Source organism: Pseudoduganella buxea, assembly GCF_009720835.1.
GTDB classification, from domain to species: Bacteria; Pseudomonadota; Gammaproteobacteria; order Burkholderiales; family Burkholderiaceae_D; genus Rugamonas; species Rugamonas buxea.
Window position 1 is genome coordinate 1 of record NZ_WNKZ01000237.1, and the last position, 662, is coordinate 662.

Sequence of the window (662 nt, forward strand, 5' to 3'; positions counted from 1 at the left end):
GTCTTGACGGTGTCGATGATGCCGACGATTTCGATTTCTTCGCCGACCTTGATGATGCCGCGCTCAACACGACCGGTCACCACGGTGCCGCGACCCGAGATCGAGAACACGTCTTCCACTGGCATCAGGAAGGCGCCGTCCACAGCGCGCTCTGGCGTTGGGATGTAGCTGTCCAGTGCGTCGGCCAGACGGATGATGCAGTCTTCGCCCATTTCGCCTGGCTGGCCTTCCAGGGCCATACGTGCCGAACCCTTGATGATTGGCAGGTCGTCGCCTGGGAACTCGTACTTCGACAGCAGCTCGCGCACTTCCATTTCGACCAGTTCCAGCAGTTCTGCGTCGTCGACCAGGTCGCACTTGTTCAGGAACACGATGATGTATGGAACGCCAACCTGACGGGCCAGCAGGATGTGCTCGCGGGTCTGTGGCATTGGGCCGTCGGCGGCCGAGCACACCAGGATCGCGCCGTCCATCTGGGCAGCACCGGTAATCATGTTCTTGATGTAGTCGGCGTGGCCTGGGCAGTCAACGTGCGCGTAGTGACGGGCAGCCGTTTCGTACTCGACGTGGGCGGTGTTGATGGTGATGCCGCGGGCTTTTTCTTCCGGTGCAGCGTCGATCTGGTCGTAGGCTTTCGCTTCGCCGCCGAATTTCTTCGACAG

Annotated in this window: 1 protein-coding gene; it reads right to left on the minus strand. The window is 60.9% G+C overall.

From position 1 onward, the window contains the following. Nucleotides 1-662: GTP-binding protein (locus GM672_RS27790; RefSeq protein ID WP_229417990.1), on the minus strand; the 662-nt coding region annotated here is incomplete at both ends.